Annotated in this window: 19 protein-coding genes; 4 read left to right on the forward strand and 15 right to left on the reverse strand. The window is 74.8% G+C overall.

The genetic code is table 11. From position 1 onward, the window contains the following. Positions 1–11 precede the first annotated feature (11 nt). A complete protein-coding gene (locus tag Val02_RS32465) occupies positions 12–908 on the forward strand; it encodes a GNAT family N-acetyltransferase (RefSeq protein WP_203903091.1) in 897 nt (298 codons plus the stop codon). Between the two features lie 14 nt (positions 909–922). Here Val02_RS32465 and Val02_RS32470 read toward each other — a convergent pair whose 3' ends face one another. Next, on the reverse strand, positions 923–1,642 hold the full coding sequence (locus tag Val02_RS32470; protein WP_203903092.1) for a DUF5710 domain-containing protein: 720 nt from the start codon (positions 1,640–1,642) through the stop codon (positions 923–925). A gap of 113 nt (positions 1,643–1,755) precedes the next feature. Here Val02_RS32470 and Val02_RS32475 point away from each other — a divergent pair, with 113 nt between their 5' ends. Beyond that, positions 1,756–2,592 (forward strand): DUF2199 domain-containing protein, encoded by an 837-nt coding sequence (locus tag Val02_RS32475; RefSeq protein WP_203903093.1) that lies wholly within the window; start codon positions 1,756–1,758, stop codon positions 2,590–2,592. 101 nt (positions 2,593–2,693) lie between these two features. On the opposite strand, the gene Val02_RS32480 is transcribed toward Val02_RS32475, so the two are convergent. The 3 genes from Val02_RS32480 to Val02_RS32490 all read right to left on the reverse strand — a co-directional run bounded on the left by Val02_RS32480 (position 2,694) and on the right by Val02_RS32490 (position 5,136). Beyond that, positions 2,694–3,911, reverse strand: coding sequence for a serine hydrolase domain-containing protein (locus Val02_RS32480; RefSeq protein WP_203903094.1), 1,218 nt, complete (start codon positions 3,909–3,911; stop codon positions 2,694–2,696). A gap of 102 nt (positions 3,912–4,013) precedes the next feature. Then, positions 4,014–4,646: a DUF305 domain-containing protein gene (locus Val02_RS32485; protein WP_203903095.1), complete on the reverse strand. Its 633-nt coding sequence runs from the start codon at positions 4,644–4,646 to the stop codon at positions 4,014–4,016. Positions 4,647–4,728: 82 nt separating this feature from the next. Further along, entirely contained in the window at positions 4,729–5,136 is a 408-nt protein-coding gene (locus tag Val02_RS32490) for a DUF6153 family protein (protein WP_203903096.1), read from the reverse strand. Positions 5,137–5,220: 84 nt separating this feature from the next. Here Val02_RS32490 and Val02_RS32495 point away from each other — a divergent pair, with 84 nt between their 5' ends. Beyond that, a complete protein-coding gene (locus Val02_RS32495; RefSeq protein ID WP_203903097.1) occupies positions 5,221–7,926 on the forward strand; it encodes a cytochrome c oxidase assembly protein in 2,706 nt (901 codons plus the stop codon). A gap of 8 nt (positions 7,927–7,934) precedes the next feature. Here the strand turns inward: Val02_RS32495 and Val02_RS32500 are convergent, their stop codons facing one another. The 9 genes from Val02_RS32500 to Val02_RS32540 all read right to left on the reverse strand — a co-directional run bounded on the left by Val02_RS32500 (position 7,935) and on the right by Val02_RS32540 (position 17,886). Then, entirely contained in the window at positions 7,935–8,519 is a 585-nt protein-coding gene (locus Val02_RS32500; protein ID WP_203903098.1) for a dihydrofolate reductase family protein, read from the reverse strand. 82 nt (positions 8,520–8,601) lie between these two features. Beyond that, positions 8,602–9,657 (reverse strand): HAMP domain-containing sensor histidine kinase, encoded by a 1,056-nt coding sequence (locus Val02_RS32505; RefSeq protein ID WP_203903099.1) that lies wholly within the window; start codon positions 9,655–9,657, stop codon positions 8,602–8,604. Further along, a complete protein-coding gene (locus Val02_RS32510) occupies positions 9,654–10,325 on the reverse strand; it encodes a winged helix-turn-helix domain-containing protein (protein WP_203903100.1) in 672 nt (223 codons plus the stop codon). The genes Val02_RS32505 and Val02_RS32510 overlap by 4 nt, the downstream gene beginning before the upstream one ends. A 19-nt stretch (positions 10,326–10,344) precedes the next feature. Then, positions 10,345–12,042 carry a serine hydrolase domain-containing protein gene (locus Val02_RS32515; RefSeq protein WP_203903101.1) on the reverse strand — a complete coding sequence of 566 codons (1,698 nt, stop codon included), beginning with the start codon at positions 12,040–12,042 and terminating at the stop codon, positions 10,345–10,347. A gap of 124 nt (positions 12,043–12,166) precedes the next feature. Continuing rightward, on the reverse strand, positions 12,167–13,300 hold the full coding sequence (locus Val02_RS32520; RefSeq protein WP_203903102.1) for a glycosyltransferase: 1,134 nt from the start codon (positions 13,298–13,300) through the stop codon (positions 12,167–12,169). Then, entirely contained in the window at positions 13,297–14,709 is a 1,413-nt protein-coding gene (locus tag Val02_RS32525) for an FAD-dependent oxidoreductase (RefSeq protein WP_203903103.1), read from the reverse strand. Before Val02_RS32525 ends, Val02_RS32520 begins: the two co-directional genes overlap by 4 nt. Continuing rightward, positions 14,706–14,951 (reverse strand): hypothetical protein, encoded by a 246-nt coding sequence (locus Val02_RS32530; protein ID WP_203903104.1) that lies wholly within the window; start codon positions 14,949–14,951, stop codon positions 14,706–14,708. Before Val02_RS32530 ends, Val02_RS32525 begins: the two co-directional genes overlap by 4 nt. A gap of 66 nt (positions 14,952–15,017) precedes the next feature. After that, a complete protein-coding gene (locus Val02_RS32535; RefSeq protein WP_203903105.1) occupies positions 15,018–17,249 on the reverse strand; it encodes a LuxR family transcriptional regulator in 2,232 nt (743 codons plus the stop codon). Positions 17,250–17,304: 55 nt separating this feature from the next. After that, positions 17,305–17,886, reverse strand: a complete 582-nt coding sequence (locus Val02_RS32540; protein ID WP_203903106.1) for a hypothetical protein — start codon at positions 17,884–17,886, stop codon at positions 17,305–17,307. A 150-nt stretch (positions 17,887–18,036) separates the two neighbouring features. Here Val02_RS32540 and Val02_RS32545 point away from each other — a divergent pair, with 150 nt between their 5' ends. Continuing rightward, complete coding sequence (locus tag Val02_RS32545) at positions 18,037–21,180, forward strand: AfsR/SARP family transcriptional regulator (RefSeq protein ID WP_203903107.1); 3,144 nt, start codon at positions 18,037–18,039, stop codon at positions 21,178–21,180. A gap of 7 nt (positions 21,181–21,187) precedes the next feature. On the opposite strand, the gene Val02_RS32550 is transcribed toward Val02_RS32545, so the two are convergent. Together Val02_RS32550 and Val02_RS32555 are read right to left on the reverse strand one after the other, a co-directional pair. Beyond that, the gene (locus tag Val02_RS32550) at positions 21,188–21,775 is read right to left on the reverse strand and encodes a hypothetical protein (protein WP_203903108.1); all 588 of its coding nucleotides are present in this window, start codon (positions 21,773–21,775) and stop codon (positions 21,188–21,190) included. 93 nt (positions 21,776–21,868) lie between these two features. Beyond that, positions 21,869–26,299, reverse strand: coding sequence for a tetratricopeptide repeat protein (locus tag Val02_RS32555; protein WP_203903109.1), 4,431 nt, complete (start codon positions 26,297–26,299; stop codon positions 21,869–21,871). Positions 26,300–26,490: the final 191 nt, after the last annotated feature.

The following is a 26,490-nucleotide window of genomic DNA, read 5'->3' on the forward strand; positions in this document are numbered from 1 at the left end:
GTCCAACGTTCATGAAGATCATTTACCGGGGCCTGCGCCCGGCGGACACGGACGCCGCCGTCGACCTGCTCGCGCAGACGGGCGCGGTCGACAACCGGCACCGGCTGCGCACGGCGCTCGCGTCAACGGGCGAGAGCACCACGGCGCTGACGGCGGAACACGACGGGCGGGTCGTCGGTGCGGCGCTGCTGGCCGCGGAGGCCACCTACGCCGGTACCCGCACCGCGACCGTGGCGGTGGCGGAAGCCCTGCGCGGCAACGGGATCGGCACCGCCCTCGCCCGGCGGCTGAGCGCACGCATGGGCCCCGACGCCGGCATCCGCGCCGAACTCTGCGACGACCAACCCCGCGGCCGGCATTTCGCCGAACGCCACGGCCTGCGGGTGAGCGCGCACAGCATCGGCTGGATCCGCCCGGTGGAGCCGGGCACCGGAACATCCACCGCGGCCCGCGACGCGGCGCATGCGGCCGGCGTGCGGATCCGTTCCACCACGGTCGATGCGGAACCCGACGTCGTCATCGCCGTCGCGGCGGACGCCTTGCGGACCCTGCCCGGCAGCGCGGGCTACCGCCCGGTGTTCGACACCGCCGAGGCGGTGCTGTCGAGGTTCGCGCCGGGGTCCCACCTGCTGGTGGCCGAGGGCGAACTCGGCACCGCCGGCCTCGGCATCCTGCGGCCGGTGCCCCGAACGGGGCAGTGGTACACCGACGCCACGATGGTCGTCTCGCGCTACCGCCGTCGCGGGGTGGCGCGCGCGTTGAAGTGGGCGCAGTTGGCCGCGGCGGCGCAGGGCGGCGCGGAGTCCGTGACCGCGCACAACCACGAGCACAACACCGCCATCATCGCGCTGAACGAGTCCGTGGGCATGCAGCCGCACACCGGTTACTGGACCTTCACGCGCGAGTGATGAGGGGGCCGGTGTCACGGGCCGGGACGGCCCCGGCTCTGCCGGCTCAACGTCTCGGTGGCTATGGCGTCCCGGTCGGCGGCATCGGGTGGTGGCGTCACCGTGATGCCGGCGTCGGTCAGGATGCTCAGGTCGAGGGCCCACCGGATGCGGGACAGCTGGAACCACACCTCGAAGGCGACCTCGACGTGTTCGACGGCTTCGGCCCGGGTCATGCCGGTGACGGCCATCAGGTGTGCGTACGCCTCCGTCTCGCGGCCGCGCACCTGGGCCAGCCCGAAGTGGGTGACGCCGTGGCAACGGCTGCACAGGCAGATGAGCCGGCCCAGCCGTTGGACCCGCGTGGTGTCGTTGTAGGTCCACCGTTCGTGGGCCTCGAGCCACCGCTTCGCGCGCGGGTCCTCGGCGGCGCCGCAGATCTCGCACCGGTGCCCGGCCCGCCGGGTGATCATCCGCCGCAGCCGTTCCCAGTCCCGCTGGTCGACGCACGAACGGACGTTGGTGAACCAGCAGCTGCGCGGCACCAGGTCGACGAAGAGCCCGGCACCGAGCGAGCGGTCCTCGCCGGGCAGCAGGTCGGGGACGTCGGCCCGGGCCGCCCAGGCCTGCAGGGCGGTGATGCCGGCGCGTGGCGCGTACCAGCGCTTCGCGTCCCGGTCCCATCGCGCGCCGGCCCGCTTCGCGGCGTCCTTCTCCGCGAACGGCACGTCGAGCCAGATCCGTTCGGTCACCATCGCCCCGCAACGGTACGCGGCCGGCGATCCCGTCGCGCCCGGGCGGGGTTTCCGCCGTCCGGCCGGGTGAGGTCTCCTCGGGTCGCCGGGTTGAGGTCTCGTAGGGTCGCCGGGTGAGTGCGAGTTTCGACATCCGGGTCGGTCGGCCCGACGCCGTGTACGACATCCCGGAGCCGGAGCGGCGCGAAACCGTGCGCGGCAACGATTTCCTGCTGCGCGAGGAGCGGGCCGGCTGGTTCGTCCGGTGCCTGCTGCCGGTGTCGCTGACCGGCGGCGTCACCGTGACGTTCGGCGCGTGGGTGCGCGTGGACGAGGAGACGTTCGGGCGGATCGGGTCGGCGTGGCAGTCTCCCTCGTACCCGCGGCTGCGCTTCACGGGCGAGTTCGGCAACGCGGTCCAGCCGTGGGGGAGCGAGTTGCTCGGTGCCCCGGTCAGCGCCGCCGTGCGGGACGAGGACGCCCTGCCGTACGTGGTGGCGGATGCCTCGGCGCCGCTGCTGTCCACCGTGGTCACCGACACGTGGGAACGCGACGAGGTGCTCAGTTCGCTGTGGCAGGCGCTGCCGGTCGCCGTCGAGCACCGCGTGACCCGGAACTGGTCGGTGCGCCGCGGCGCGGGCATGCGGGCGATGCTGCACGAGGGCCAGATGCGCTTCGTCGGGCCGGGGCGCACGGTCATCATCGACGCGTTCAACGTGCCCGCCGGGCAGACTGCCGAGGAGGTCACGGCGTCGACGTTCGCGGACGCTCCGCCGCACGCCGAGCACTTCCGCGAGGACGACCGGCGGGCCTACCGGGTGTCGTCCACCCGGGGCGGGGCCGAGCGGCACGACCTGTACGCCGTGGTCACCGGTCCGACCGGCTTTCTGCTGCTCAACTGCGTCCACGATGCCGCCGGCGACGCCGGGTGGGCGCTGGAGACGTTCCGCTCGGTGCGCTTCGACGATTGAGGCCGTGCGGCTCTACTTGCGACTAGTTCGCAATAAGGGGAGGATGGCGGACGGTGTCCCGGCTCGCGGTGATCCTCCCTTGCCGGGACACCGTCGGACCGTTAGCTCAGGGCCTGCGCCGTCTCGGCCGGGACGGGCCGGCCGAGCATCTCGCAGGTGAGGACGGTGTCGGCCGCGGAGACGACCCGCGCGTAGCGGGCCGCGCCGTCCGCGGACGCGGTGACGCTCGGCTGCCCGGTGACGTCGGCGACGGCGGTGCGGCGGCCGTCCCCGGTGGCCGTGGCCCTGGTGTGGTGACCGCGGGTGTCGCCGCCGTGGGCCCACACCGTCCCGCACGCCGTGTCGAGGCGGATCAGGCCGAGGCCGTACCCGCCGGGGATGCCGACGCTGTCGGGCAGCGGGACGGTGGTCCTCATCTCGGCCAGTGCCCTGCGGGAGAACAGTTCGGCGCGCAGCACCGCCCCGAGGAAGCGGGACACCTCCCCGGGGGTGGAGATCAGCGCGCCGCCGGCGCCGGCCCAGCCGCCGAGCGGGCGGTCGGAGACGTCGACGTACGACAGGGTGGGGCCGCCGAAGGAGACCGCGTAGCCGTGGGCGTATCCCCGGCCGGTGTGCGTCGCCCGCGGGTCGGGGTAGTACGTGCGTGTCAGGCCCAGCGGTCCGGCGATGTGCCGGCGGATCAGTTCGGGCATCGGGCGGCCGGTGACCTGGCGCAGGAGCATGCCGAGCAGGACGTAGTTGGTGTTGGAGTAGTTCCAGCCCCGGCCGGGTGCGAAGTCGGGCGCGTGCGCGAAGGCGAGGTCGAGGAGTTCCCGTTCGGTGGCGACGTGCTGCGGGTTTTGTTCCATCCGCAGGTAGTAGCCGGGGTCGGCGATGTAGTTGAACAGGCCGCTGGTGTGGTTGAGCAGCATCCGGACGGTGATGTTCGCGCCGTTCGGCACGACGCCGGGCAGGTACCGCTCGACGGGCGCGTCCAGAGCGATGCGCCCGCGGTCGAACTGCTGCAGCACCAGCGTGGCGGTGAACGTCTTGGTGACGCTGCCGATCTCGAACTGGTCGTGCCCGGTCATCGCCCGCCCGGTGGCCCGATCGGCGACCCCGGCCGCCGTGACCGTGATCCGGCGCCCGTCGTCGATCCGGGCGGCGTACCCGGGAACTCCCAGCGCCAGCACCTGCCGGGCGGCGTCCCGCATCGCGTCGCCGTGCCGTGGTGCGGCGGCGGCCGGCGCAGCCGTGGCGGCGAGCGTCATGGCAACGGTCAGGCCGAACGCGGCGAGCCGACGGGTGCGCCGGTGCGCGACGAATCGCAATGCATCCATGGGTGTATTGGTCGGCGCGACGGCCGGTGTGGTTCCGACCGACGTAGGTCAGCAACGGCGCGGCCGGATCGCCGAGGCGACCCGGCCGCGACGGGCGTTCGGCTAGAGCCGGGCGAGGATCTTCTTCATCGTCTCGATCTCGCCCTGCTGCGTGGTGGCGATCGCCTGGGCGAGTTCCTTCGCCTTGGCGTGCGAACCCTTGGCGACCTCGTCCTTGGCCATCTGGATGGCGCCCTCGTGGTGGGCGATCATCATCGTGCAGAACTGCTTGTCGAACTCCTTGCCGGAGGCCGCCTTCAGTTTGGCCATGTCGGCGTCGGACATCATGCCCGGCATCGTGCTGCCGTGGCCCATGCCGTGATCGCCCGGGGGCAGGGTCGTCGGCTTGCCCCACTCGGTCAGCAGGCCGGTCAGCTGCGTGATCTCCGGGCCCTGGGCGTTCTTGATGGCGGCGGCCAGGGTCTTGACCTCCGGGTCCGTGGCCCGGGTGGCGGCCAGTTCCGTCATCTCGACGGCCTGCTGGTGGTGCGGGATCATCATCTGGGCGAAATTCACGTCGGCGTCGTTGAACGCGCCGTTCGCGGACTGGCCGGCCGCCGGCGGGGTGGCGCTACTGCCGCCCATGCCGGACATGTCGCCGTGGCCGCCGCTGTCGGAGCCGCAGGCGGCCAACACCATCGCGGTCGCACCGGCGAGCGTGGCGAGCGCGGCACGGCGCAGGATCGTACGGGTCATCGCGGAAAATGCCTTTCGAGGTCGATGAACTGCGGGACAGGGGGAAGCACCGGGTACGGCGGGGCCGCACCGGTGGAACCTCCTATGTCCGCAGCACCGACGTCGTGGCCAGCACCAGTCCCGCACCGGGCAGCGGCGGACCGCGGGAGTGCCACGGGATCCGCGGCGCGTCGACCGGACGCGATGCCGAGCGGCCCCGGGCCGCGATCGACCACAGCAGCAGCGTCGCCACGGCCAGGCCGGCGACGACCGCCAGGCAGACGCTCCAGGACATCGGCATGTGCTCGTCGCGATGGTGGCCGCCGAGACAACCGTCGCCCGCGCAGTCGGCGGCGACGTCGGCCATGACGACCGTGCCGGCGGACGGCGTCCCATGACCGTGGCCGCCGTCGATGTGGCCCAGCGTGTGCATCGCCGCTACGCCGAGCAATGTGCAGGCGAGCAGGATCCACCGGGCGTACCGCCCGAGCGTCTCCCTGGCCCGTTGCACCCGGCCACCGTACCGGTTCGACGTCGACGGTTCCCACCGGAGAACGGTTGGTCGCCCCCGCGCCGGCGGTTACGCTCGGCGGCGATGACGGAGCAGGCGTCCGCGAACGGCCCGGCACCCGGCGACCGGGCCCGGCCCGGCCCCGACGCGCACCGCCGCTGGTGGGCGGCGCTGATGCTGGCCGTCGTCTCGACCCTCGCCCTGCTGAGCTGGGCCTCCCCCGCGTCGGCACACGCCGGACTCGAATCCTCGACGCCACGCGACGGCACCAGCGTGACCACCGCCCCGGCGGAGGTGGAGCTGCGGTTCACCACCCGGGTCGATCCGGCGAGTCCGGTCGTCGCGGTCGCCGCCGACGACGGCGCCCCGGCCGTCGCTGACGGGCCGCGGGTCGACGGCGTGCGGGTCGTCCAGGCGCTGCGCCCGGGGCTGCCCGCCGGCCGGTACACGGTCACCTTCCGGGTCGTGTCGGCCGACGGCCACCCGGTCAACGGCATCGTGCGCTTCACCGTCACCGGCTCCGGCACACCGCAGGGTGCGGCCCCGTCGGCGGGCGGGCACGGCGAGCACACCGGCCATCAGCAGCACAGCGCCGCACCGGCTGCCCCGACCGGCGCGCGTCCGGCCGGCAGCACCGACACCACGGCGGTGGCGGTCAGCGGGGCAGCCGGGTTCACCCTCGCCGGGCTCGCGTTCGTGTGGTGGTGGCTGCGCCGTTCGAGCACGACGGTGGACGGACGGGCCCTCTACGGCGGCCATCGCGGCGACGGGGCGTTCAGCCGTGCCGCGTCCGTGCTCGCCCGCGGGCCGGCGGCCCTCGCCGGTGCCGGCCTCGCCGTCGCCGCCGCGGCACTGGCGGCCGGGCTCGGCTACGGCGGCGGTGCCCGCCGCACCCGCCTGCCGGGGCTGCCCGAGCCGGACGGGCTCACCCCGTGGCTGCTGCCCACGGCCCGGTTGGCGATGACCGTCGCGGCCGTGTCCACGGTCGGGTTCCTGCTCGCGGCGACGGTGTTGTCGCCGTTGCACCGGCCGGTGCCCGCCCACCGCCGCGCACCCGGTGACCTGCGGCGGGGCCTGTCGCCCGCGGCGGCCCACCGGTTGACCGTCGCCGGGTGGAGCGCGGCGTCGTGGTGCGCGTTCGCGATCGGCGCGCTGTGGTTGTCGGCCGTGGACTCGGCGGGGCGGGCGCAGTCGCCGTCCCAGCTGGTGTCGTTCGCCGTCACCACCACGACCGGGCGCGCGCTCGCGGCGGTGGTGCTGCTGGCCGCGGCCCTCTTCGTCGCCTGCCGGGTGGCGGCCACGCCGTCGTCGGCGGTCGCGGTGCTCGGCCTCGCGGTCGTCACGGTGCTGCCGCCGGTGTTCGCCGGGCACGCGGTCAGCGGCCGCTACCCGCAGCTGGCCGCCTCCGGGATGCTGCTGCACGTCGTGCCGGCGGTGCTGTGGGCCGGCGGGCTCCTGGCCCTGGCCGTCGCCGCGCGCGGGCCGGTGGCGCAGCTCGCCGCCGCCGTCGAACGGTTCTCGGTACTGGCCGGCGCGTGTTTCGCCGCGGTCGGCGTCTCCGGGGTGCTGTCGGCCTGGATCCACCTGCCCGATCCGGCGTCGGTGTTCACCAGCACCTACGGGCTGCTGGTGCTGACCAAGGTGGTGGTGCTCGTCGCGATCGGCGGCATCGGCTGGTGGCACCGCCGCGCGACGATGCCCGCACTGCGGGCCGGTCGGCGTCGCACGTTCCTGCGGCTGGCGGGCGTCGAGGTGCTGCTGTTCGGTGCGGTGTTCGGCACCGCGATGGCGCTGTCGCGGACCGCCCCGCCCAACCCGATGGGCAGCGGCCACGCCGGACACACCATGCCGGCCGGCTATCTCCTGCTCGGCTACGACCTCCCGCCCGCGCCGAACGTCGCGGCACTCGCGCGGTTCTGGCTGCCCGAGCCGCTGTTCCTCGCCGTCGCGCTGACGATCTTCGGCTGCTACTGCGCGGGCATGTGGCGACTGCGCCGCACCGGCGAACGGTGGCCGTTCCCGCGGCTCGTCGCGATGGTCGCCGGATGCGTCGTGCTGGTCGGCGCCACGAGCACCGGGCTGGCCCGGTATGCGCCGCTGTTGCCCGGTGCGCACGCGGCCCGGTACGTCCTGGTGTCCGTCGTGGCGCCGCTGCTGCTGGTGCTGTCCGCTCCCGGGGCGCTGGCCCGGCGGGTGCTCGGAACCGGCGACGCCGAGTGGCCGGCACCGGTCGGGTGGATCGACGCGGCGGCCCGCAGCCGGCCGGTCGGGCTGCTGACCCGGCCGGCCGTCATCGGTGTCGCGTTCGCGGGCGCGCCGGCGGCCGTCTACCTGACCGGGCTGTACGAGGCGGCCCTGCGCACGCCGGCCGTGCACCTGGCGGTGCTGTGCGGCGGGTTCGCGCTCGGCTGCGTGTTCTTCACCGGCACGGCCGGCTCCGGCGGGCTCGCGGCCCGGCGCTCCGGCGGGGTGCGGGTCGCGCTGGTGGCGTTCGACGGAATCATGCTCTGCCTGGTCGGCGGGTACCTCACGGTCGTCGACGTCGAACTGGCGGCGGCCTGGTTCGCCGAGGTTCAGCGGCCGTGGTCGACCATGGCAGGCGCCCGATACGCCGGGTTCGCGCTGCTGGTCGGCGGCGCGCTGGCGTTGCTCGCCGTCGTTCCGGCGGCAAGGCGCCGGGCGGCCCCGGACAGCGCCGCGCCCCGCGACGACCGAGGGGCGCACCCGCCGCGGCCGCTGCCGAACGAGGGCCGCGGCGTGCGCACTCCGATCCCCGCCGGGCGGCGGTAGCCCGGCGCTCAGGCGTGCCGGGTCGGCCGGTAGACGAGCTCCTGGATGCGCCCGTCGAGGGTGCGGCTCTCGAGCAGGTCCAGATCGAAGTCGTCGGCGCCGCCGAAGACGGGCGCCGTCCCGGTCCGGCCGCTGATCACCGGGAAGATCGTCAGTTGCACGCGGTCGACCAGGCCCGCGGCCATCAGCGCCCGGTTGAGCGACAGGCTGCCGTGCGAACGCAGCGGCACCGGCGACTCCTTCTTCAGCCGCGCGACGATCTCGACGGCGTCGCCGCTGACCAGGGTCGCGTCCGGCCAGTCCAGGGGGCCGCGCAGCGTCGAGGAGATGACCGTGGTCGGCATGGTCTTCATCCGGGTGTTGATCGGGTCGTCGAACGTCGACTCCGCCGAACCCGCGCCGAGGAAGTGCACGAAGTCCCGGAAGGTGGCGGCACCGAGGACCAGCCGCTGATCCTGCTCGTACTGGGCGAGGCGGCGCCGCAGGAACTCGGGGCCCTCCTTGCTCCAGTAGCCGCCCCAGTCGCCGTCGTCGTTGTAGGAGCCGAAGCCGTCGAGGGTGGCGAAGACGTCGAAGGTGTACGTGGCGGTCATGATGTTCTCCTCGGGTGACGTGGTGGACGCTCACCCCTGCAACGAACGCCCGAACGCCGATCCGACATCGCCTCGGCGATTTTTATCGGCGCACGGTGAGCCGGAAGACGCACCCGTCGCCGTCCGGGCCCGGCGAGCGGAGCGTCAGCGTGCCGCCGTGCGCCAACGCCACCTGGTTGGCGATGGGCAGCCCGAGCCCGGTGCCCCGGGTGTCGCCGCGCCCGCGCCAGAACCGTTGGAACACCCGGTCCCGCTGTTCGGGCGGGATACCGGGGCCGTGGTCGGTCACCTCGACGGCCACCTCGTCGTCGGCGGCCTCGACCGTCACCTCGACGGCGGAGCCGGCCGGTGCGTAGCGCACGGCGTTGTCGACGAGGTTGGCGATCGCGCGCCGCACCGTCGGTTCGTCCACCGGGGCGAACGCGGCCGGGTCCGGGGCGGCTGGCGCGCTCAGCCGGATAGCGTTCGCCTCGGCCAGCGGGTCCGCCTCGGCCACCACCTCACGCACCAGGGCGGCGATGTCGGCCGGTGCCCGGACCGTGCGGCGGGCCCGCCCGCGCGCGTCGACGAGCAGTTCGTCGATGGTGTTCTGGAGGCGGGCGGCGGCGGTGCGGGAACGCTCCAGTCCGGCGCGGTACACCTCGACGGTCGGCTGCGGATGCGCCAGCAGCACCTCGGCGTTGCTCATCAGCACGGCCAGCGGCACCCGCAGTTCGTGGCTGGCCTCCTCGATCAGCCGCCGCTGGGTCTGCGCCGCCTCGTCCAGGCGGGCCAGCATCGCGTCGAAGCCGGCGGCGAGCGCGACCAGTTCGGTCGGCCCCCGGTCGAGGCCGATGCGGCGGCTCAGGTCGGTGGCCTCGATGTCCTCGGCGACGGCGCGCACCCGGTCGATCGGGCGCACCGCGCGGCCGGCCCACCACCACGCCAGCGCGGCGGCGACGGGGCCGAGCGCGAGCGTGGTCCAGGCGAACGGGCTCCCGGAAGACGCGCGGTCGACCGTCGGCGTTCCGCCGATGCCCACGTCGACCTCCACGTCGGTGGCGACGCCGACGCCGAACACCAGCAGCACCGGCGCGTAGATCGCGACGAAACCCAGCAGGGCCAGCCGGACCCGCAACGACGCCAGCGCGTTCCTCACGACGGTGCCCCGAACCGGTAGCCGACGCCGGTGACCGTCACGATCAGCGGCGGGTCGCCGAGCTTGCGCCGCAGGCGGCTCAGGATCACCCGCACCGACGCGGTGAACGGGTCGGCGTGCGCGTCCCAGACGTGTTCGAGCAGCTCCTCGGCGGAGATCAGCTGTCCCGGGCGGTGCATGAAGTAGCGCAGGAGCGAGAACTCCCGCCCCGTCAAAGCCAGCGGGGTACCGCCGCGCCAGGCGCGATGAGCGGCGAGGTCGAGCGTCAACCCGCCGGCCCGCAGCGTCGTGCCGTGCTCGTCCGCGCGGCGCGCCAACGCCCGCAGCCGGGCCAGCAGTTCGGCGAAGTGGAACGGCTTCACGAGGTAGTCGTCGGCGCCGGCGTCGAGGCCACCGACCCGGTCGGCGACGGCGTCGCGGGCGGTCAGCACGAGGCACCGCCGGGGCCGGCGCAGGTGGCCGTCGTGGCCGACCCGCCGGACGAGGTCGAGCCCGTCCCCGTCCGGCAGGCCCAGGTCGACGCAGGCCACGTCGTAGGTCGTGGTGACGAGCAGTTCCTCGGCGGTGGCGTAGGTGCCGGCGACGTCGACCGCGTAGGACTCGTTGCGCAGGCCGAGCGCGACGATCTCGGCGAGATCGGGGTCGTCCTCGACGAGCAGGATGCGCACGGTGTACTCCCAGGCGTGATCAGCTGGTCCGGCGGGCGATCAGAGGGCCGGCGGGTGTGCTGATCGTCAGCTGGTCGGCGCCGAAGACGACCGTCACGTCCGGACCGGTGCCGGTCGGGTCGTCCGGACGGTACCGGTCGCCGCCGACGGGCACGAGGGCCAGCGCCGGCGGTTCGCTCGGCAGTTCCACCGCCTGGATGCCGCCGTGCTCGTCCACCGCGTACCAGCCGAGCACACTCCGGCCCCCGAACGCCACGGTGACGTAGCTGCGCATCTCGCCGTCGGCCGCGACCGTTCCGGCGAGCGCGACGTCCGTGATCTTTCCGTACTGCCGCTCGAGCGCCTCGCGTTCCTCGCGGCCCTCCTTGCTCCGTCCGGCGAGCAGCGCCAGCACCCGGTCCTCGTGCGCGCGGAACCCCGCCACCGAGAAACGCCCGCGCGGCGGGAACAGCGCGCTGACGGCGTCGACGCCGTTCGCGGTGATCGTCGGTCGGTTGTCCGGCGCGGAGACCCGCAGGGTGCCGCCGGAGTCGAGCCGGTACACGCCCGACGCCCGGCCGAGGTCGGCGGTGCCCGCGGGAGCCGACGGGGTCGGCAGCGCCGCGCCGGTGACCAGCGCCGCGATCGTCGCCGACAGCAGCTTCTCCGCCGTGAGCACGGGCCGGTTCGAGGCGATGACGACCACCTGGTCCCGCTGCGGGATCCACACCGCCGCGACGTTGTGGCCGACGTCGCCACCACCGCCGGCGATGCCCACGAGCGGCTTTCCGTAGACGGCGGCGTCGAACGCCACCATGCCGCCCAGCGTGTGCGCGCGCCCCTCGCCGACGTCGTGCGCCGGGGCGGCGACGCCTCTCGTGGACTCCGGCGACAGCAGCTTTCCGGTGAACAGCGCCCTGGTCCACGTCGCCAGTTCGCGGGGTGTCATGGCGAGGGAGCCGTTGCCGTCCACCGCCCAGTGCTCACCCGGGAGGTCGCCGGCCCGGCCCGGGGTGCCGTCGTCCAGATAGCCGCGGGCGCGCGGACCGGCGGCGGCCGGCCGGCCGTCCCAGAACCCGCCGAGCGTCCCCTCCGGCAGGGCGAGCGTGCTCGACACGGTGTAGTCCCGGTAGCTCCGGCCGGAGACGGCCTCGATGACGATCGCGAGGAGCGTGTACCCGGCGTTGCTGTAGGCGTCGTCGGTGCCCGGGGGGAACGCGAGTTCGAGCCCGTTGATCGCGGCGATCGCCCCGTCGCGGGTCAACGGCGTGTGGTCCGGCCCGACCGAACCGGCGAGGCCGCTGGTGTGCAGGAGCAGCTGCCGCACGGTCGCACCGGCGACCGGACCGGTGATCGCCGGCACGAGGGTGCCGATCCGGTCGTCGAGGGAGAGCCGCCGTTCGTCGACGAGTTTGAGCACGCTCGCCGCCGTGAATGCCTTCGTGACCGACCCGATGCTGTAGACCGTGTCGGCGGTGTTCCGCGCGCCGGTGGTGTCGTCGGCCGCTCCGTAGCCGGCGAGGCAGTCGAACCGTCCCCCGTTCGACACGGCGATCGCGCCGCTGAACCCGACCCGGCCCCAGGCGTCGAACGCGGGCCCCAGGGCGGCGCAGGCGTTCGCGGGCCGGGCGGGGCCGGGATCGTCCTCGGTGCACGCGCCCGTCCCGATGGCTGCCGCACCGGTGACCAGCACGACGAGGACGTGCCGCAGCGCGCGGCGCAGTGCGAGAAGAGGCATGCGCCGAACGTAGGAACCCCGCTGCGAACCTGATGTAAACGGCGAAACCCTCAGGGCTCCGGCTCGGGTCCGCCGTGGGCGCGACCGTTCCTCCCGCGAGAGACCGTTCGGGCCGAGGCGGCCCTCACTGCCACGCCCGCGGTGCCAAGGGCGTCAGCGCCTCCAGCGCGGTGGCGGCGGCGCCCGCGCCGTCGACGGCGCGCAGCCGTTCGCCGAGCCGCGCCGCCCGCTCACGCAGTGCGGGGTCGCCGGTCAGCCGGCGAACGGCGTCCCTGATCCCGGCCACCGATGCCGTGCGCGGCAACGCGATGCCGGCGCCGGCCGCCGCGACCGACGCCGCGACGAGGGGCTGATCCGTGTGTCCGCTCATCGGGAACATCAGCACCGGCAGCCCGTGCGCCAGCGCCAGCATCGTCGTGCCGTGCCCGCCGTGGCCGATGACCGCACGCACACCCGGCATCACCTCGGCGTGCGACGCGAACGACCGCATCGTGACGTTCGACGGCGGCCGCAGCCGGTGGGCCTCCACGGAGGTGCCGACCGTCGCCACGGCGCGGACCGGGAGGCCGTCGAGAGCGTCGAGGATGCGCTGGAGGCATTGCCGCTGACCGGGATAGCTGATGGTGCTCAGGCTCACCAGCACCGGTGCGTCATCGGCGGCGGGGGCGGCCGTTCCCGGGGCCGTGGCGAAGACCGGTCCGGTCTGTACCGTCGGCGCCGGCAGCGGCCCGCCGCCGTTCGGGATCACGTCGAGCCCCGGCAGCGTCGTGACCACCAGCAGATCGGGCAACGCCCGTCGGTTCGCCGGATGCGCGCCGGCGCATCGCAGCCACCAGCCCATCGGGCTGCGCCGCGACCACTGGTCACGCCAGTAGCCGGAGTAGGCGTGCACCAGCAGGGCGACCCGGACGCCGGTCGCGCGCACCCGCCGCAACGCGCCGGGAATCATGCAGTCCACCAGCACCAGCCCGGCGCCGCTCCGCTCCACCGCCGCCGCGAGGTCCCGGCCGTAGCCGGGGTCGGAGGCGAGCGGCAGCCAGGACAGCATGGTGCGCAGGCCCGGATCCTCGGCGCGGGGGCTCCACGCGCGGGGGCTCGACCACGGGCGCGGGCGCAGACCAGCGGCCGCGAACGCCGCGTGCTGACTGTCGTGAGCCAGCACGGAAACGTCGTGCCCCCGGCGGGCCAACTCCCGCGCGATCGCCACCGTCGGCAGCGTGTTGCCGCCCGCGTCGAGCGTCCCCACGAGAACTCTCATGACCCGGGCCGGATCCCGGCGAGCGCGGCCTCGACGCCGGCCGGACCGCCCCGCCAGGCGACGTGGGCATCCGGGCGCACCAGGGTCCACGGCGTCGCGGGGTCGGCGGGCGGCGCCAGCACGACGTCGTTCGGCCGGGCGTCGATCGCCGCCTTGGCCGACTCGGGCGCCACGAGGACGAACCTCCCCTCGCGCAACGCCTCGTACAGCCGCCGCGAGTCCTGCAGCGGCACGTCAAGGGCCCGTGGCGCCCGCGGATAGTCGATGCCGATCCCGGAGATCGTGCCGGCCGCCTTGCGGGCCACGGCCGGCAGGCGCAGCGCGGCCCCGCCGAGAACGTTGCGGGCCAGCCGACCGGCCCGGGAGCGGACCATCGCCATGCGGATGATCGCGCCGCTGCTGCGCAGGACGAGCCGGCCGACCGGGTGGCGTTCGCTCTCGTAGGTGTCGAGCAGGCCGTGCGGTGCCGCGCCCCGGGCCGCCGCGGCGAGTTTCCAGCCGAGGTTGGCGGCGTCCTGCAGGCCGGTGTTCATGCCCTGGCCGCCGGCGGGGGAGTGCACGTGTGCCGCGTCGCCGGCCAGGAAGACCCGCCCGACCCGGTAGTGCGGGGCCTGCCGTTCGTCGCTGTGGAAGCGGGACATCCAGCGCGCCTCCCGGAGACCGAAGTCGGTGCCGAGCGCGCGCCGGGTCACGTCGCGGATGTCGGCCAGGGTCACCGGTGCCGTGTCGGGGAGCTGGTGCAGCCGGTCCCAGGCGAAGATCCGGTACCAGCCGTCGCCGAACGGCGCGACGAAGGCGAACGCGTCGCCGACCGCGTTGACGGCGAGGACGTTCGGGGGTGCCTCGGTCAGCCGCACGTCCGCGAGCATGATCGAGCTGAGGACCGACTTTCCGGGGAACGGCACGCCGAGCGCCTCCCGCACGGCGCTGTGCACCCCGTCGGCCCCGACGACGTAGTCCGCGCGGAACACCGTGTCCGAGTGGGATGTGCCGTCGACGGTCAGGTCGACACCGTCCGGGTCCTGACGCAGCGCGGTCACCCGGGCGTCGCGCACGATGCGTGCGCCGGCGGCGAGCGCCCGTTCGCTCAGTACCCGTTCGACATTGTATTGAGGGGTGATCAACAGATAGGGGAACCTGGTCGGCAGGGTGGACAGGTCGATGCGCAGGCGGTCGAAGAGGCGCAGCCGATCGACCGGCGCGCCGTCGGCGATCACCTCGTCGGCGAGCCCGCGGGCGTCCAGGTGCTCCAGCGTCCGGGCGTGGACGCCGAACGCGCGGGTCAGATTGGACCCGGTGTCGCGCCGCTCCAACACGGTCACGTCGACACCGGCGCGGGCCAGGTCCCCGGCGAGCAGCAGCCCGGTAGGTCCGGCGCCGACGACGGCGACGGTGCTCCGTTCGGTCATGACGAACTCCTGTCTCGGTCGTTTCCGGTGGCGGCAGCCGACGGGATCAGGGACAGCAACTCGTGCCCGTTGTCCCAGAGGAGGTTCAGCAGTGCGCGCAGCGACGCCTGGTCGAGATCCTCGACGATCAGCACCGTGCGATCGTCCACTGTGGACACCCGCCCGAACCGGGTCCGGATGAGTGCCAGCAGGGTGTGCGGGACCGGCCCGCGCATCGTGAGTTCGCACCGTCGGTTGGCCATGGCGCCGATGGAACCGGCCGTCGGGGTGCCCGCGCACCACCCCGGGCAGGATGTACCCGGGGTAGGTCAGATGAGGCCGAGGCCGCGGGCGGCCGCCACGGCGTCCGGGCGGGAGGCCACCCCGAGCTTGCGGTAGAGGCTCTTGCTGTACGCCTTGACCGTGTTGACGGACAGGAACAGCGCCGCGCCGATCTCGCGCTGGGTGGCCGTGCCCTGCAGGGCACGCAGGATCGACAGTTCGCGGTCGGTCAGTTCCTCCGCGAGGGCACCCGCACGCACCGCCGCCCGGGTGGATCCCCGGCCGATCCGGCGTTCGGCCTCCGCCAGCCGGGCCGCCGCGAACGGGCTGACCGGCTCGTCGGCCACCACCTCGCGGGCCCGCGCCAGCGCGGCGACGGCGGCGACGCGGTCCCCGCAGGCGAGTTCGGCGTCGGCGAGGTACACCAACCCGACGATCTGCAACGTCGGGCGGGGCTGCAGCTCCACCAGGGCGATGGCGTGGCGCAGCAGGGCGGCCGCCGCGCCGAACTCGGCATTGTGGTGACAGCGCCGCCCCTCGGCGATCCGCAGCGCGCCGAGGCCGGGCGTTCGGGCCAGCCGGCGGTCCTGGTCGAAGCCTGCCGCGAGCGGGGCGACCGCACGCAGCATCCGGTCGCACTCGTCGCTGCGCCCGGCCTCCATCAGGCTGATCGACATCGAGCCGGCGACCTGGATGACGAGCCACGGCGGCCACGAGTCCCGGCGCCGCGGCCACAGCTCCAGGAACAGCTCCGCGGCGTCGGCGAACCGGCCGTCGCGGGCCAGCGTGGTCGCCAGGGTCTGGCGCACGTTCGGATGCCCGGGGCGCCCGCCCGCCGTCTCCAGCGCGAACGCCTCCCGGGCCAGGGCCAGGGAACGGGCCGAGTCCGCCTCGGTCAGCCCGAAGTAGGCGCGCAGGCTCAACACGGCGGCGCGGAAGCTGTGCCAGCCGGGCATCGTGGTGTCGGCGGTGGCGTGGGACTCGCTGAAGTCCAGCCACCGCACGGTGCGCGGCCGGTCGCCGCAGATCGTCGCGGCGTACGCCAGGGACCAGGCGAACGGGGCGTCGACCAGTTCGACCGGAATCTGCTCACCGAGCCGGAGATAGACGGCCTGGGCGCCACGGGCGAAGAACCAGCTGTCGGCATGCTCGCGCAACAGCGCGGCGGCCGCGGCGGGGAGCCCGGCCCGCAGCAGGTGATCGGCCGCGTCGTCGATGCGCCCCTGCCCGGCGAACCACCCCGCGGCCCGCTCGTGCACCTCCCGCGGATCGGTACCCGGCCGGTGCAGCAACGCGTCGCGCAGCAGGCTGTGGCACCGGTACCAGTGCCGGTCCTCGTCCAGCGCGGCCACGAACAGGTCCGCGCGCACCAGGTCGGCCAGCACCCGCGCCGAACCGCTCACCCGCAGCGCCGCGTCGCACAGCGGCCCGGACAGCAGATCCAGCGGCGCCGAACGCACCAGCAGGTCACGCTGCTCCGGGGCCAGCCCGGGCAGCACCTCCGCCGCGAAGTAGTCGACCAGGTGCCGGTCGTCGCCGCGCACCCGGGACGGATCCGCGCGCAGCGCCAGGGCGGCCAGCTGCAGCCCCGCCGCCCATCCCTCGGTGCGCTGCCACAGGGCGTCCACCGCCGGCGCGTCGAGCGCGACGCCGGACACCGCCGACACGAGAGCGGCCGCCTCGCCGGTGGAGAACTCCAGCTGCGCGGCCCGCAGTTCGGTGAGATCGCCGCGCACCCGCAGCCGCGCCAGGGGCAGCGGGGGATCGGAGCGCCCGGCGATCACCAGCCGCAGCGCCGGCGGCAGGTACGACACCAGGAACTCGACCGCCTCGTGGATCCGCGGATCGGTGAGCACGTGGTAGTCGTCGAGCACCAGAACCTGCCGGGTGGTGGCGGCGGCCAGTTCGTTCAACAGGATCGGCAGGGCGAGGTCGACGGCCGGAACCTCGCCCGCCCCGAGCGCGTCGAGCGGCTCCGCGCTGACCGCGTCGCCGGCCTCCCGCAGGGCGGTCAGCACGTAGGCCCAGAACCGGGCCGGCTCGTCGTCGCCGGCGTCGAGGGAGACCCAGGCGATGCGTCGCGTCTCGGCCGGGTCCCGCGCCCAGCCGGTCAGCAGGCTCGTCTTGCCCCATCCGGCCGGCGCCACGACCACCGTCAGTCGGGTCTCGGCGGCGCGCAGCAGCTGCGTGAGCCGCTCGCGCGGGACCGCACCCGGCCGGGCCGGGGGGATCACCCGTTTCGCGGTGAGCAGCGGCCTGCCGGGCCGTCCCGTCGTCATCGCGGGGCCGGCTCCGGACCCGCCGCCCCGAGCGCCGCGGTGAATGCCATCGGCGTCACTCGTCGACGTCGGTCCGCGGAACGGGCGTCCTCGGTGCCGGGACCGGACAGGCGGCGACCCCGGTGACCCGCTCGCGCACCAGCTGTCCGCCGGTACCGACCGCCACGATCACGACGAAGGTCGCCAGCTGGCTCCCCAGCACGGCAGTCAGATATGTCGGCAGCCCGCAGGTGGCCAGGGGCAGGAGGGCCGCGAGCGCGTATCCGGTGGCCGTCGCGGCCGCGATCCGCCCCGCGGTCCACCCCAGTTCCGACGCGACCCGCCGCCGGAGCGTGCGCCGCGGCTCCCGACCCGCGTCGGGCGCGGCGACGGAGACCAGCGCCACGACGGTCAGAACGGGCCACAGCCGCCAGCCCGAAGCGCCGAAGACGTCACGCCCGGCCCCGATGGTGAATCCGATCCAGTGCAGCGCCCACCAGCTCAGCCGCCCCGCCCAGGTCCACGGCGCGAACGTGCGGCCCAGCACGACGGCCAGGTCCGCGCGGGAACGCGCCCGATCCACCGGGGATGTGCCGGTCGAGTCGGCCGCCGCCTCGGTGCGGTCCGGTGCCGGTTCGGATCGGGTCGTGGCGGACATCGGACGATTGTCGCCGATCTCGCCGGGCCGGCAGAAGGGTGTCGGCACGGGCGGGTGACATCCGCCGATCATCGGAGCCGGCTCAGACGTTCAAGCATTTCCATACGTGATGCTGGACAGTGCGCGCCACGCGCGGAATCGTGCTGAACCGTGGGGCTGCGCATCCAGGTCCTCGGTCCGGTCCGGGCGTGGCGCGGCACCGAGGAGATCGACTTCGGCCGGCCGGGGCAGCGCGCGGTACTGGGCCTGCTGGCGCTCGCGGGCGGTCGGCCGGTGCTGCGGCCCGAGCTGGTCGACCTGCTGTGGGCGGAACGGCCGCCGGTGCGCGCCGTCAACGTGATCCAGACCCACGTCAAAGGCCTGCGCCGGCTGCTGGAACCGGACCGGCTGCCGCGCGGTCGCAGCGCCGTTCTGCCGGCGGTCGGTGACGGGTACGCGCTGTCGGTCCCACCCGGGACGGTCGACCTGGCCGAGTTCCGGCGGCTGGTCGGCGCGGCCGTGGCTCGACAGCGGGCCGGCGAACTGGTGGCGGCCGCCGCGCTGCTCGGCGAGGCGGTGTCGCTGTGGACCGCGCGACCGCTGGCCGACATTCCTTACCTCGCCGACAGCCCACGGATCACCGCCCTGGACCGGGAACGGCACGCCGCGCTGGCCCGGTACGGCGACCTGATGATCGCCACCGGCTCGGCCGTCGACGTGCTGGCCCCATTGGAGGCGAACGCCGGCGACCACCCGCTCGACGAACTCGCCCAGGCCCTGCTGATCCGGGCCTACCACGCGGCCGGCCGGCGGGACGACGCGTTCGCCGCGTACGAGGCGGTCCGTCGACGCCTCGCCGACCAGCTCGGTATCGACCCGGGCCCCGAACTGGTCGCCGCGCACGCCGAACTGCTGCGCACCAGCGCGGCGCCCACCGCGTCCGATCCGGCGACGGCAGCGGCGTCCACCACCGGCGGGCGAGCGGCACCGGCCCAGCTGCCGGCCGACGTCTTCGGCTTCACCGGCCGGGAACGGGAACTGGCCGCCCTCGACGCCGCCCTACCCGACCGAGACGCCGAGGCACGGCCCGCCGACCGTCGTGGCGCCGAAGACCGGCCCACCGGCGGCCGAGACGCCGGAGACCGGGGTGCGGAAGGGCGGGACAGCGCCGCACAGCCGATCCTGATCTCGGCGGTCGCCGGCACCGCCGGCGTCGGCAAGAGCGCGCTCGCCGTGCACTGGGCGCACCGCGTCCGGCACCGGTTCCCGGACGGGCAGCTGCACGTCGACCTGCGCGGCTACGACCCGGCACAGCCGGTACCCGCCGCGACGGTGCTCGCCGGCTTCCTGCGCGCGCTCGGCCTGCCCGGCCAGCAGATCCCCGACGAGCTGGACGAACTCGCCGCCCGGTACCGCACCGAGGTGGCCGACCGGCGGATGCTCCTGCTGCTGGACAACGCCGGCTCGGTGGAGCAGGTCCGCCCGCTGCTGCCCGGAACCCCCGGCTGCGTGGTCGTGGTGACCAGCCGCGACCCGCTCGCCGGCCTGGTGGCGCGCCACGGCGCCCGACGCATCGACCTGGACCTGCTGCCGGCCGACGAGGCGCTGGCCCTGCTCGGCACCCTGATCGGGGCCCGGGTGGCGGCCGAACCCGACGCGGCGGCGGCCCTCGTGGCCCAGTGTGCCCGGCTGCCGCTGGCGCTGCGCCTCACCGCCGAACTCGCCGTCGGGCGGCCCGCGGCGAGGCTCGCCGACCTGGTGGGCGAACTCGACGACGAGCGCGAACGCATCGACCGTCTCGACGCCGGAGGTGACCCGCGCACGGCACTCCGGGCGGTCTTCTCGTGGTCGTACCGTCAACTGCCGGCGGCTGCCGCGCGGGCGTTCCACCTGATGGGTCTGCATCCGGGTCCGGACCTCGACGTGGCCGCGGCGGCCGCGCTGATCGGCGCCGACGGCGGTGCCCCGCTCGACGGCCTGGCCCGGGCCTACCTGATCCGGCCCACCGGCGACGGCCGGTACGGCATGCACGATCTGCTGCGGGCCTACGCGGCCGAACTGTCGAGCGAACGCGACGACGCGCAGACCCGGCGGGCGGCGCTCGACCGGCTGCTGGCCCACTATCTGGCGGCGGCGACCCGGGCGATGGACCTGCTGTACCCGGCGGAACAGCACCGCCGGCCGGAGGTGGCCGACGACGCCGCGCCGGGGCCGCGCTGGGAGACGCCGGAGGCGGCCGGCGCGTGGCTCGACACCGAACTGCCCAATCTCCGCGCGGTCTGCCTGCACGCCGCGCGGCACGGCCGGCCGGAATACCCGGCGCGGATGGGCGGGGTGCTGTCGCGCTATCTCAACGCCGGCCATCCGCTCGACGCGCTGGCGATCTACGAGAGCGTCCTGACCGTCGCCGACCCGGCCGGCCACGCGCTGACCCGGCTCAATCTCGGCGGCACCCACATCCGGCTCGGGCGCTACGACCGGGCCGAGGAGCACTATCGTCGGGCGCTGGCCGCGTTCCGGGCGATCGGCGACGAGACCGGCGCCGCGCGGGCGCTCGGCGGACTGGGGCTGGTGTGCGAGGCCGTCGGTCGCTACGCCGCCGCCGCCGGGCACTTCGCCGACGCCCTTGTCCTGTTCGAACGGCTCGGCGACGCCACCGGGCAGGTCCGCGCGATCACGAGCCTGGGCCTGGTGGAGAGCCGCTTCGGCCGGCATGCGCGCGCCGTCGAGCACCATCAGCGGGCGCTGCGCATCGCGCGGGGTACGGACGACCGGTTCGGTGTGGCGAGCACGCTGCTCAACCTGGGGCTCGCGGAGTTCCGTTCGGGCCGGTGCGCCGCCGCGGCCGAACACCAGCGGGAGGCGTTGGCCATCTCCACGGCGATCGGGGACCGGTTCGGTGCCGCGCACGCGCTGACCAATCTCGGCGACCTCGCCCGGCGGGACGGCCGGCACGCCGCCGCTGTCGGCCACCACGAACGGGCCCTCGCCACGTTCCGCGAACTCCAGGAGCCGTACGGCGAGGCGTGCGCCCAGAACGGTCTCGGCGAGGCGCTCGGCGACCTCGGTCAGTATGCCGAGGCGATCGAACGGCACGGCGGCGCACTGTCGATCGCGGCGGCCATCGGCGACCGCGAGGAACACGCCCGCGCGGCGGTCGGCCTCGGCGAGGCGTACGCGGGTGCCGGGGACCTCGCCGCGGCGCGCCGTCATCTCGAGTGCGCGCTGGCCCTCTACACCGAACTCGGCGCGGTGGAGGCGGGCGACGTGCGGGCCCGCCTCCACCGCCTGCCGACGTCGGCGCGTGCTTCCTAGGCAATGCTCAGTCGTTCAGGCAGAACGAGAAGTTGGTCGAGGTGCTGCTGGAGTACCCGGTCGCGTACGAGGTGCCCAGGCGGGCCTGGTGGAAGCCGACCACGCCGTACGTCTGGGCCACGCAGCCCGACTCCGCCTGCGAGATCTCCTGTCGCCCGGGCACCGTGTACGGCTGGTCGTAGGCGAGGTTGCCCACGGCCACCTCGAACCACCGGCTCAGGTCCGGTGACCAGAAGAAGAGCGTCGCCTGCGCGGCCACGTAGTCGACCGGGGCCGGGCAGCTGCTGTAGGCGTAGCCGGTGACCGAGTAGAAGCTGCCGACGCTGAACGCGTTGACGCGGCTCGACCCGACGCAGGTGATGACGAGGTTCGTCGACGCGCCGCCGGCCTTGCCCTGCAGGGTCAGCGCCGACGAACCGGACGAGGTGCCCGACGGGGCGGGCATGTGCGCCGCGTACTCGAGGATGGCGGCGTGCGCCTCGGCGGCGGTGAGGGGCCGGGCGGGTGCCGCGGTGGCCGGCGCCGCGAGCGTCGCCAACACCACGACGGCGGCGCCGGTCAGTGCCATCGCCCGGGCCTTGATTCCTGTGAACATCGCTCCTCCTGACGCTCCCGCCCGGGGGTCCGGGCGTGGTGGAGGAGAGTTTCGCGACCGGCACTGGACGCGGATTGAACGCGTGAACCGTTCTCAGCGGTGTGCCGGATGTTCGTCGTCAAGGAACAGGCCCGCGAGCCGTCCGCGCCACCCCCGGCGGCCCACATCGGCCCGCCCGGCCCAGATCGCGGCGCTCTCGCGGATGTGCACGGTGCGCGGGTGCTCCGGCCCGTGGACCCGCGTGTAGTCGTCGACGAGTACGGCGAACAGGTCACGAGCCGCGGCCGGATCACCGGCTTCCCCGGTCCAGCGCGCCAGTCCGACCCGCACGTCGAGGGAGAGCGGACGGTCGGCGCCCAGTTCCCGGACGCAGTCCGCGCTGAGCGCCGCGAAGAGGTCCCGTGCCGCGGCGGGATCGCCGGCCTCCCCGGTCCACCGCGCCACACCGTAACGGGCATCGAGCGTCGAGGGATGCGTGCGGCCGAACACGCGGGCGTGCTCCTCGACCAGCAGCGCGCACCGGGTGCGGGCGCGGGAGGGTTCCCCGGCCATCCCGATCCACCTGGCGACAGCGCCCCGGACGGCGAACGTGCGGGCGTGGTCCCGTCCGAGCGCCCGGGCGAAGTCCTCGACCAGGGTGGTGAACAGCTCCCGGGCCCGCACGGGATCGCCGGCCTCCCCGGTGTACTGGGCGAAGCCGTTGCGGGCCTCCAGGGTCTGCGGATCGGCGCTGCCCAGTATCCGCGCGAAGTCGCCGACGAGAGCCGCGTACAGGTCCCGGGCCTGAGCCGACTCGCCCGACGCCCCGACACTCCATGCGTACTCCGCCCGCATGTTCAGCGTGGTGGGGTGATCGTCGCCGAGTACGCGTGTCGTGTCGTCCACGAGGGCTTTCGTCAGGTCGCGGGCCATCAGGTGATCACCCGCCTCCGCGGCCCACCAGGCCGCGGCGAACCGCATGTCGCGCGTGGCGGCGTGGTCGTCACCGAACAGGCGGGCGTGGTCCTCGGCCAGCGCGGCGAAGAGGTCCCGCGCGCCGCCGGGATCGCCGGTGTTGCCGGTGCATCGGGCCAGGCCGAGCCGGATGTCGAGGGTGCGCCAGTGGTCCGCGTCCAGCACCCGGGTGCAGTCGTCGACGAGCGAGCGGCACCGGTCCCGGGCCTCGGCGAGCTCGCCGGCCGACTCGGCCGCCGAGGCGGCACCGGTCCGGGCGTCCAGGGTGGCCTCGTGGTCCGCGCCCCGGGCCCGTGCGCAGTCCGCGGCCAGTTCGTCGTACAGGGCTCTCGCGCCCGCCGGGTCGCCGGTGCACGCCGTGTACCACGCCAGGCTGGAGCGCAGGTCGAGGGTGGTGGCATGGTCCGGGCCGAAGACCCGGGTGCAGTCGTCGACCACCTCGGCGTACAGGTCGCGGGCGGCGACGGGATCGCCGGCCTCTCCGGTCCACCGGGCAAGGGCCGAGCGGGCGTCGATGGTCTGCCGGTGGTCGGTACCCAAGGCCCGGCGGTTGTCCCGTGCCAGCGCGGCGAACCGGTCCCGCGCCGCGCCGGCGTCGCCGGCTTCTCCGGTCCACCGGGCCAGGGAACCGCGGCAGTCGAGGGTCATCGGATGCCGCGGGCCCAGCAGCCGCAGGTGGTCCTCGACGAGGTCGGCGTAGCGGGACCGGGCCGCGGACGGGTCGCCGGCCGTCCCCGTGCACAGGGCGGCCCCGCTTCGCGCAGCCAGCGTGCCGGAATGTGCCGGCCCCAGCACGCGCGCGTAGTCCCCGCTGAGATCGCCGTACATGTCGCGCGCCGCGGCGGGATCACCGGCGACCGCGGTCCATCGGGCGAGGCCGGACCGGGTGTCGAGGGTCCAGGGGTGATCGGCGCCGAGGACGCGGGTGTAGTCGTCGACGAGCCGGGCGAACAGCTCGCGGGCCGCGTCGGCGTCGCCCGCCTCTCCGGTCCATCGGCCCAGGCCGGACCGGGTGTCGAGGGTCAACGGATGGTCGGCGCCGAGGACGCGGGTGTAGTCGTCGACGAGCCGGGCGAACAGCTCGCGGGCCGCGTCGGCGTCGCCGGCCTCGCCGGTCCACCGGGCCACGCTCGCCCTGATGGCGAGGGTGGTGAAGTGGTCCGGGCCGAGGATCCGCGCGTGCTCGCCGGTGAGTCGCACCGACAGGTCGCGGGCACGCGCGAAGTCGCCCGACTCGCCGGTCCAGCGGACCAGGGCCCCCCGGGCTTCGCGGGTCTGCGGGTGGTCCGCACCGAGTTCCCTCGCATGCTCCTCGACGAGGACGGCACTGAGGTCCCGGGCGCCGGCCGGGTTACCGGCCTCGCCGGTCCACCGCGCCAGCCCCAGCCGGACGCCGAGGGTCTGCGGATGGTCGGCGCCGAGGACCCGGGTGCAGTCGTCGGCGAGCGCGGAGTGCAGGTCGCGCGCCCCGGCCGGATCGCCGGCGTCGCCGGTCAACATGGCCAGGGTCGCGGCGGCGTCGAGGGCATTCGGATGCTCCCTGCCGAGAATCCGGGTGTGATCCTCGGCGAGAACGGCGCACAGGTCCCGGGCCGCGATCGGTTCACCGACGTTCACCGTGCACCTGACCAGCGCCCAGCGGGCGCGCAGCGTGGTGCTGTGGTCGGGACCGAGCCCTCGGGCACAGTCCTCGACGAGTGCGGCCGCGAGTCGCCGGGACTCGGCCCGGTCCCCGAAATCGGCTGTCCAGAAGGCGAGATCGACGCGGGCCGCCAGGGTACGGGGGTGGTCGCGGCCGGACACCCGGCGGTGATCCGCGACGAGCGCGCCGAACATCGTCCGGGCACCGACCTCCTCGCCGGCCAGCCCGGTCCACATGGCCAGACCACCCCTGGCGTCGAGGGTGTGCGGGTCGTCGGGGCCGAGCGCCCGCACACAGCGCTCGACGAGCGCGGCGGACAGGTCCCGGGCCAGAGCCGGCGCGCCCGTGGTGCCGGTCCACCAGGCGAGGCTGTCGCGGACCTGCAGAGTGCTGCGGTGGTCCGGGCCGAGCGCCCCCTCGCAGTCCTCCGCGAGCGCGGCGAACAGGTCGCGCGCCTCGCCCGGACGGCCGGCGTCGCCGGTCCAGCTCGCGTGCCCGGAGCGGGCGTCGACGGTGTCCGGGTCGGCGGCGCCTAGCAGACGCGTGCAATCGGCCGCGAGCGCGGCGTAGCGGTCGCGGGCCCGCACGGCGTCGCCGGAGATCCCGGTCCACCGGGCGAGGCCGATGCGCGCGGCAAGGGTGTCACGGTCGTCCGGGCCGAGTTCCCGGGCGCAATCCTCGGCGAGGGCGGCGAACAGGTCGCGGGCCCGGCCGGGATCCCCAGCCTCCCCGATCCATCCGGCGAGGTGGCGCCGCACCTCGAAGGTGACCCGGTCGGTCGAAGGCAGCTGGTCGAGCAGGGTGCGGGCGTGCGGGGCGAGCCGCAGCCACCCGTCGGTGGCAGCCGCGCGTCCGGGCCGGTCCGTGCAGGCGCTCGCCAGGAGCGTGCCGGCGGCCAGCGCCCACGGCCGTCGGCCCTCGGCGGTCGCCGCGAGCCGGTCCGCGGTCACCGCCTGGACGAGTCCGTGGACCGCGATCGCGGCGGACGCGCCGGTCGCGGCCGCACGGGTCGCGAGGCCGTGCGTGGTCAGGTCGGCGACCGCGCGGCGCCATGCCAGTTCGTCGCGCAACGGGGTGAGCAGGTCCGACCCGTGATCACCGCCGGCCAGGAGGTCGCTGACGGGGATCGCGTCGGGGGAGTAGAAGGCGAGAACGTTCAGCAGGGTCCGGGCCGGCGGGCAGATCCGGTCGAACGCCAGCTCCCAGGTGGTCGCCAGCGGTGCGCCGTAGTCCGGTGCGGTGCCCTCGGCGAGCATGTCCGACCGGCGCCTGCGGAACAGGTCGAGGTAGGCGGAGAGCGGAACCTGGTGCGCGCCGGCGTACGAGGCGGCCTGGGCGAGGGCGAGCGGCAGGCCGCCCAGTTCCTTGGACAGGGCCGCGGCGGCGACCTCGTCGGTGTCCCCGCTCATGCTGGTCAGCAGCCGGTTCGCGTCCTCGGGCGGCAGCGGTCCGACCGGTTGGACGCCGTCCTGATGCGGCCACGCCGAGGCGCGTGAGGTGACGAGCACGTCGCCGTCGCCGTCGGGCGGCAGCAGTTCACGAAGCCGGCGCGGGTCCGGCACGTCATCGAGGACGAGCAGCCACCGCGCGTCGCGGTTGGCCAGTACGGCGTGCACCGCCCGCACCGGATCGCCGATGCGTGCGACGTCGTTCGGCGCGAGCCATTCGAGGAGTTCGCGGCAGTCCTCGGCGGCCGTCGTCGGGTCGTCGGCGCGCACCCACCACAGCAGGCTGTAGCGATCCTGGTGCCGGGCCGCGTACGCCCGGGCGACGCTGGATTTCCCAATGCCACCGAGCCCGTTCAGGATCCGCAGCAGCGGCCCCCGCGACCGCGCCGGCGCGTCGAACGCCGCCTCGACGTCGGCCAGTTCGCCGGCCCGCCCGACGATGCTGGTGAACTCGCGGATCTGGGTGGAGACCGCCCGCATCGTCCGCAGCCGGTCGCCGGCGGTGTCGGCGGCCCACTGCTCGACGTTCGTAACCGAACCGATGAACTGGGCGGCGGTGCCGCGGCCGCCGGCGTTGACCGACGGCCAGGCCGCCCGGCCGTATCCGGTGCGACCGGTGTCGTGCGGGGTCGGAACGGAGCGCGGCGCCTCCGTGCGGGGCGGATGCGGTT

The organism is Virgisporangium aliadipatigenens, from assembly GCF_016863615.1.
GTDB lineage: Bacteria > Actinomycetota > Actinomycetes > Mycobacteriales > Micromonosporaceae > Virgisporangium > Virgisporangium aliadipatigenens.